Source organism: Agrobacterium sp. 22-210-1 (genome assembly GCF_053522525.1).
Map to the genome: position 1 here is coordinate 1,159,345 of NZ_JBNWCI010000002.1, position 6,315 is coordinate 1,165,659.

The following is a 6,315-nucleotide window of genomic DNA, read 5'->3' on the forward strand; positions in this document are numbered from 1 at the left end:
TCCCCTTATCGTTGTGTCTCGAGCGCGAAATTTTCCATGCGCGTGAGAATGGTTTTGAGATGGTTGCGCAGGCGTTCCGCCTTTTGCGCGTCATAGGCGAAAGGCGGCACCTCACTGGCGAGATGGGTGGATTGCGCCAACTCCATCTGAATAGCGTGCATGCCGGCTTCAGGTTTTCCATAATGCCGGGTCGTCCAGCCGCCTTTGAAGCGGCCGTTCAGAATGCTGTCGTAACCCTCTGCGGCAGCGGTCACGTCCACGGCAATCCGCTCTATGGCCGGATCGCAGGTCCTGCCCATATCCGTGCCGATGTTGAAATCCGGCAGCTTGCCCTCGAACAGAAAGGGGATATGCGAGCGGATCGAATGGCAATCATAGAGAATGGCGATGCCGTGAATGGCCTTCACCCGCTCGATTTCCGCCGCAAGGGCTGCATGATAGGGCGCGTGAAAGGTTTCCAGCCGATAGGCGATATCAGCTGCATTCGGTTGCTGCCCCTCATTCCAGATGGGTTTGCCGTCGAAATCGGTTTCCGGAACCAGTCCCGTCGTGTTCTGGCCCGGATAAAGGCTCACTCCGGCGGGGTCGCGGTTGGCATCGATCACGTAGCGGTGGAAGGTGGCGCGGACCGTGGTCACATTCTCCAGAAGCCCGGCATAGAGGTCGTGGATGTGCCAGTCGGTATCGGCGAGAATCCTGCCATTGTCGTTGAGGCGATCCCAAATCTCCGCCGGCACATCCGTACCGGTGTGAGGCAGGCCGAGAATGATTGGCGAGGTGCCTTGGTGCAGCGAGAAAGGCGTGCTCATCGGCCAGCCCCTTCTGCCGTAGGGTTACCCCCCTCTGCCCTGCCGGGCATCTCCCCCTCAAGGGGGGAGATCGGCAAGCGGATAGCACCTTGCCTAGGGAACGAGCGGACACGGTATGTGATCTCCCCCCTTGAGGGGGAGATGCCCGGCAGGGCAGAGGGGGCTAGCCCCAACGCACCGACCGGAACGGAGGAAAACAATTGGCTTGTCATCTCAAACCTCGAGCTTCGGCAGAATGCCATCCGAAATCACGGAGACCAGAGCGCCGGAAGCGATCAGCTCCGCAGCCGCTTTCAGATCCGGCGCCATATAACGGTCCTCTTCCAGCGAGGGGATTGACGCACGAAGCACGGTAATAGCCTTTTGAAGCTCTGGGCTGGTTTTCAGTGGCCCGCGCAATTCCACACCCTGGATGGCGGAAAGGGCTTCAATACCAAGGATGGCGAAGAGATTTTCGGTCATCGGCAGCAGGCGCCGCGCACCATGGCAGGCCATGGACACGTGGTCTTCCTGATTGGCGGAAGTTGGTGTGGAATCCACCGAGGCCGGATGCGCCATCTGCTTGTTCTCGCTCATCAGTGCGGCAGAGGTGACTTCGGCAATCATCAGGCCGGAGTTCAGGCCCGGCTTTTTGGATAGAAAGGCGGGCAGACCGTAGGAAAGGGCCGGATCGACCAGCAGCGCCACGCGGCGCTGGGCGATCGCGCCGATTTCGCAGATGGCAAGTGCCGTCTGGTCGGCGGCAAAGGCCACCGGTTCGGCGTGGAAATTGCCGCCGGATACGACGGAATTGTCTGATAGCACCAGTGGATTATCCGTTACCGCATTGGCTTCGATTTCAAGCGTGCGGGCCACCTGCCGCAGAAGATCGAGGCAGGCGCCGTCCACCTGCGGCTGGCAACGAATGCAATAGGGGTCCTGTACCCGCTCGTCACCCTCGATATGGCTAACGCGGATTTCGGAACCTTCCAGCAGCCGGCGAAGCGCTGCCCCCGCATCGATCTGACCTTTATGGCCGCGAAGTGTGTGGATATCGGGATGGAAGGGCGCGGAAGACCCCATGGCGGCATCGGTGGAGAGTGCGCCGGTAATCAACGCGGCCTGGGCGGCGCGATGGGCGCGGAAAAGACCGGCCAGCGCCAGTGCCGTCGAGGTCTGCGTACCGTTGATAAGCGCCAAGCCTTCCTTGGCGGCTAGTACCACCGGTATCAGCCCGGCTTTTGCAAGCGCTTCGCCGGCTGGCAGAAGCGTGTCCTGATAAAAAGCCTCGCCTTCGCCCATCATCACGGCGGCCATATGGGCCAGCGGCGCGAGATCGCCGGAGGCACCGACCGAACCCTTTTCGGGGATCACCGGAATGACGCCCTTTTCCAGCATGGCCTCGATCAGCCGCACCAGCTCCAGCCGCACACCCGAGGCGCCGCGGCCGAGCGAAATCAGCTTCAGCGCCATGATCAGCCGCACGACATTTTCAGGAAGCGGGGCGCCGACCCCGCAGCAATGCGACAGGATAAGGTTCCGCTGCAGTGTCGCTACATCGGCCGCGTCGATCTTGATGGATGCGAGTTTGCCGAAACCGGTATTGATGCCATAGACAGGCGCATTGCCTGCGGCGATCTCCGCTATGCGCGCCGCCGCCTTGTTTATACCGGCGTCGAATGAGGGGTCGAGCTTCGCGGCGCCATTGGTCCAGTAAATGCCGGCAAGGTCGGCAAGGGCTACATTGCCGGGGTGAAGCGTAATGGTCTTCATGGTCATGGGGAAACCTTCTGTCCCTTGAAAATGTGGGCATGGAGCGGGTTGAAACCGATGCGGTAGACAAGCTCGGCCGGGCGCTCGATATCCCAGATAGTGAAGTCGGCGGATTTTCCGGCCTCCAGCGTGCCGGTTTCCGCAAGCAGGCCCAGCGCCTTGGCGGCATTGCGTGTCGTCGCCGTCAGGCACTCTTCCACGGTCATGTGGAAAAGCGTGGCACCCATATTCATGGTCAGGAGCAGCGAGGTGAGCGGTGAGGTGCCGGGATTGCAATCTGTTGCCAGCGCGATTGTCGCACCCGCGTCGCGCAGGGCCTGAACCGGCGGGGCCTGTTTTTCCCGGAGCGCGTAAAAAGCGCCGGGCAAAAGCACGGCCACGGTTCCCGCTTTCGCCAGTGCGTTCGCGCCCGCCTCATCCAGATATTCCAGATGATCGGCGGAAAGGGCGCCATAGGATGCGGCAAGCTTTGCCCCGCCAAGATCGGAAAGCTGCTCGGCATGCAGTTTGACGGGAAGACCGAGCTGCCGTGCTTTTTCGAAAACGCGGGTGATCTCCTCGACGGAGAAGGCGATACCTTCGCAAAAGCCGTCCACCGCATCCACCAGCCCTTCGGCATGGGCTTTTTCCAGCCCCGGCAGAACGACATCGGTAATGTAATCGGCATTGCGGCCCTTATATTCAGCGGGCGTCGCATGGGCGGCCAGATAGCTGGTGACGATCCGCACCGGCCGCAGCGTTGCAAGCCTGCGGGCAACACGCAGCATTTTCAGTTCGGTCTCTATAGCCAGACCGTAACCGGATTTGATTTCGATGGTGGAAATGCCCTCGGCCAGAAGCGTGTCGAGACGCGGCAAAGCCTGAGCCACCAGAGCGTCTTCCGAGATTGCGCGGGTATCGCGCACCGAAGAAACGATGCCGCCGCCCGCCTTGGCGATCTCTTCATAGGTCGCGCCATTCAGCCGCATCTCGAATTCCATCGCCCGGTTGCCGCCGAAGACCAGATGGGTGTGGCAGTCAATCAAGGAGGGCGTGATCCAGCGGCCGCCGCAATCGGTGATCTCATCGGCTGCTGCCAGATCGGCAGGCAGATCATTTTCCGGGCCGGCAAAGGCGATGCGGCCGCCGCGCACGGCGATGACGGCATTTTCGACCGCGCCGATGCCTTCCATGGATGGATCGAAAGTCGCCAGCCGGGCGTTGCGCCACAATGTGGTGGCGTCTCCTGCTGCCATTCCCTTTACGGATTTGTTCCCTGGCATTTGCTTTTCGCCTTTCCTTTATGGCTTAAATGTATATACATAATAATCGGCTTGGCAAGCCGCAATTTCACGTCTGAAATGGCCTTGCCCATAACGACAAGAGGAGAGGGTGGCATGACGGCAATTCACGCGGGCGCAGCGCTTCTGGCCGGGGGGTGGGCGCGGGACGTTCGCATTGTTTGCGATGACGGCGTTGTTTCATTGGTCGAAACCGGCGTCTCCCCTCAGCCGCAGGATGAGCGCCATGCGGTGATCGTTCCGGCCATGCCCAATCTCCACAGCCATGCCTTTCAGCGGGCCATGGCCGGACTTGCCGAAATTCGCGGGCCGGCCGATGACAGTTTCTGGAGCTGGCGCACAGTCATGTACAAATTTGCGCTCTCAATGACCCCTGACCATGTCGAGGCGGTTGCCGCCCAGCTTTATATGGAAATGCTGGAGGCCGGTTTCGGGCGGGTCGGGGAATTTCATTATCTGCACAATGACAGGGATGGTTCGCATTACGGCAATATCGCCGAAATGGCGGAGCGCATCGGCGCGGCGGCCGCACAAACCGGTATCGGCCTGACATTGCTGCCGGTCTTTTACGCGCATTCCGGTTTTGGCGGTCAGCCGCCGATCGACGGGCAAAAGCGTTTCATCCATTCGCTCGACAGTTACGAAAGGCTGATGCAGGGCGCACAGGCGGTGGTCAAATCCCTGCCGGGTGCCGTGCTTGGCATCGCGCCGCACAGCCTGCGCGCCGTGACCGGCAAAGAGCTGGCGGCCATCGAGCCGCTGGCGAAGGGTGGGCCGATCCACATTCATGTGGCGGAACAGACAAAGGAGGTCGAAGATTCGCTCGCCGTTTCAGGAGCGCGACCGGTTGAGTGGCTTCTGGAGAATGCGCCGGTCGATGATCGCTGGTGCCTCATCCATGCCACGCATATGACGGAGGCCGAAACGCGCCGCATGGCGAAAAGCGGTGCTGTTGCCGGCCTCTGCCCAATCACCGAAGCCAATCTCGGCGACGGCATCTTCCCCGCTCCGGATTTTATCGCAGAAGGCGGGCATTATGGCGTTGGTTCCGATTCCAACATTCTCATCTCCCTGCCCGAAGAATTGCGGACGCTCGAATATTCGCAGCGTCTGACGCGCCGCGCGCGTAATGTCATTGCCGATGCCGGAGGCTCCACCGGTGAAAAATTGTTCCGGCAGGCGCTTGCAGGCGGCGGCAGGGCTCTGGCATCACAAAATGCAATAGAAAAGGGAAAAAGCGCTGATCTTGTCGCCCTGGATATCTCGGCTGTTTCTTATCTTCCTGCATCCCAGATTCTTGACCAGTGGATATTCGCTGGCGGCGTCCAAGTCGATTCCGTCTGGGTACGCGGCGAAATACAGGTGCAGGCGGGTCGGCATATCCGCCGCCGTGCAATATCGGAGCGCTTCAACAAGGTCATGGCTGAACTTCTCGATAGCTGATATGGGCTGGACTGAAACGAGATCGAGCCGGTGCGGAAAGGCATTACGGACGTGATGAAAGCATCTGCCGGGCAAACTCTGCACCAGCGTATCCTCAGCGATATCGAGGGCCGGATCGTTTCGGGGGAATGGCCGCCAGGCCACAGATTGCCGTTCGAGGTCGACCTCGCCACCCATTATGATTGCTCGCGCATGACCGTCAACAAGGTCATGGGCCAGCTTGCCAAGGCTGGTTTGATCGAACGGCGCAAGAAATCCGGCAGTTTCGTTCGCCAGCCGCAGATCCAATCCGCCGTTCTCGAAATTCACGATATCAGGGCCGAAGTCGAATCCCTTGATCTGGATTACGGTTTCAAAATTCTGAAATGCACGCAGCGTACGGCAAAGAGTGAAGATCGTGCAAGCCTCGATATTTCCGTCGGCGCACCTTTGCTCGATATCATCTGCATCCATTTTGCGGGCATACGGGAATTCTGCGTCGAGCAGCGTCTCATCAATCTGGCCGCCGTGCCGGAAGCAGCCGAAGCCGACTTTACCGAGATTGCGCCCGGTCCCTGGCTGCTCGGCCATGTTCCGTGGAGCAATGCCGAACACCGCATCAGCGCCGAAATAGCGTCAAAGGAGATTGCCCGTCTGCTGGGTATCTCCGACAGGCAAGCCTGCCTTGTCGTGGAGCGGCGGACCTGGAGCAACTCCGGCGCCGTCACCTATGTGCGCTTCTCTTATCCCGGCAATGCCCATGCCCTGGTCGCCCGTTTCAGTCCTTCGTCCGACTGAGATCAGCAAAGGCGAGATCCCTTTATAAGCGAAAGGGCGGATACATCGGTGCTAGACGGGAAAAGCACGGAATCCGCCAGTTTCAGCGAACGTTTTGCAAACTATCTTTTAAAATCAATATCTTGATAGATTTTCTTATTTTTCGTGATTTGAGCTGTTGACTTGTTTGAGGGTGATCTCTTATAAGTCCGCTCACTGAACGAGGGCGGCGGCGCTGCTGGCGACGAAGTCTTTCGTTCTCAAGAAATCAAGTT

At 59.6% G+C, this 6,315-nt stretch carries 5 protein-coding genes; 2 read left to right on the top strand and 3 right to left on the bottom strand.

The window, feature by feature from the left end; translation table 11 throughout:
- Nucleotides 1–5 precede the first annotated feature (5 nt).
- The 3 genes from hutG to hutI form a co-directional block, all read right to left on the bottom strand.
- A complete protein-coding gene (gene hutG, locus ACQZ5F_RS18335; RefSeq protein ID WP_225338909.1) occupies nucleotides 6–809 on the bottom strand; it encodes an N-formylglutamate deformylase in 804 nt (267 codons plus the stop codon).
- A gap of 213 nt (nucleotides 810–1,022) precedes the next feature.
- Nucleotides 1,023–2,567 (bottom strand): histidine ammonia-lyase, encoded by a 1,545-nt coding sequence (hutH, locus tag ACQZ5F_RS18340; protein ID WP_052821307.1) that lies wholly within the window; start codon nucleotides 2,565–2,567, stop codon nucleotides 1,023–1,025.
- Nucleotides 2,564–3,823, bottom strand: a complete 1,260-nt coding sequence (hutI, locus tag ACQZ5F_RS18345) for an imidazolonepropionase (protein WP_225338910.1) — start codon at nucleotides 3,821–3,823, stop codon at nucleotides 2,564–2,566. Before hutI ends, hutH begins: the two co-directional genes overlap by 4 nt.
- Nucleotides 3,824–3,937: 114 nt before the next feature.
- Here hutI and ACQZ5F_RS18350 point away from each other — a divergent pair, with 114 nt between their 5' ends.
- Both ACQZ5F_RS18350 and hutC read left to right on the top strand, forming a co-directional pair.
- Nucleotides 3,938–5,284, top strand: coding sequence for a formimidoylglutamate deiminase (locus ACQZ5F_RS18350; RefSeq protein WP_225338911.1), 1,347 nt, complete (start codon nucleotides 3,938–3,940; stop codon nucleotides 5,282–5,284).
- Nucleotides 5,285–5,338: 54 nt separating this feature from the next.
- A complete protein-coding gene (gene hutC, locus ACQZ5F_RS18355) occupies nucleotides 5,339–6,061 on the top strand; it encodes a histidine utilization repressor (RefSeq protein WP_225338929.1) in 723 nt (240 codons plus the stop codon).
- Nucleotides 6,062–6,315 lie beyond the last annotated feature (254 nt).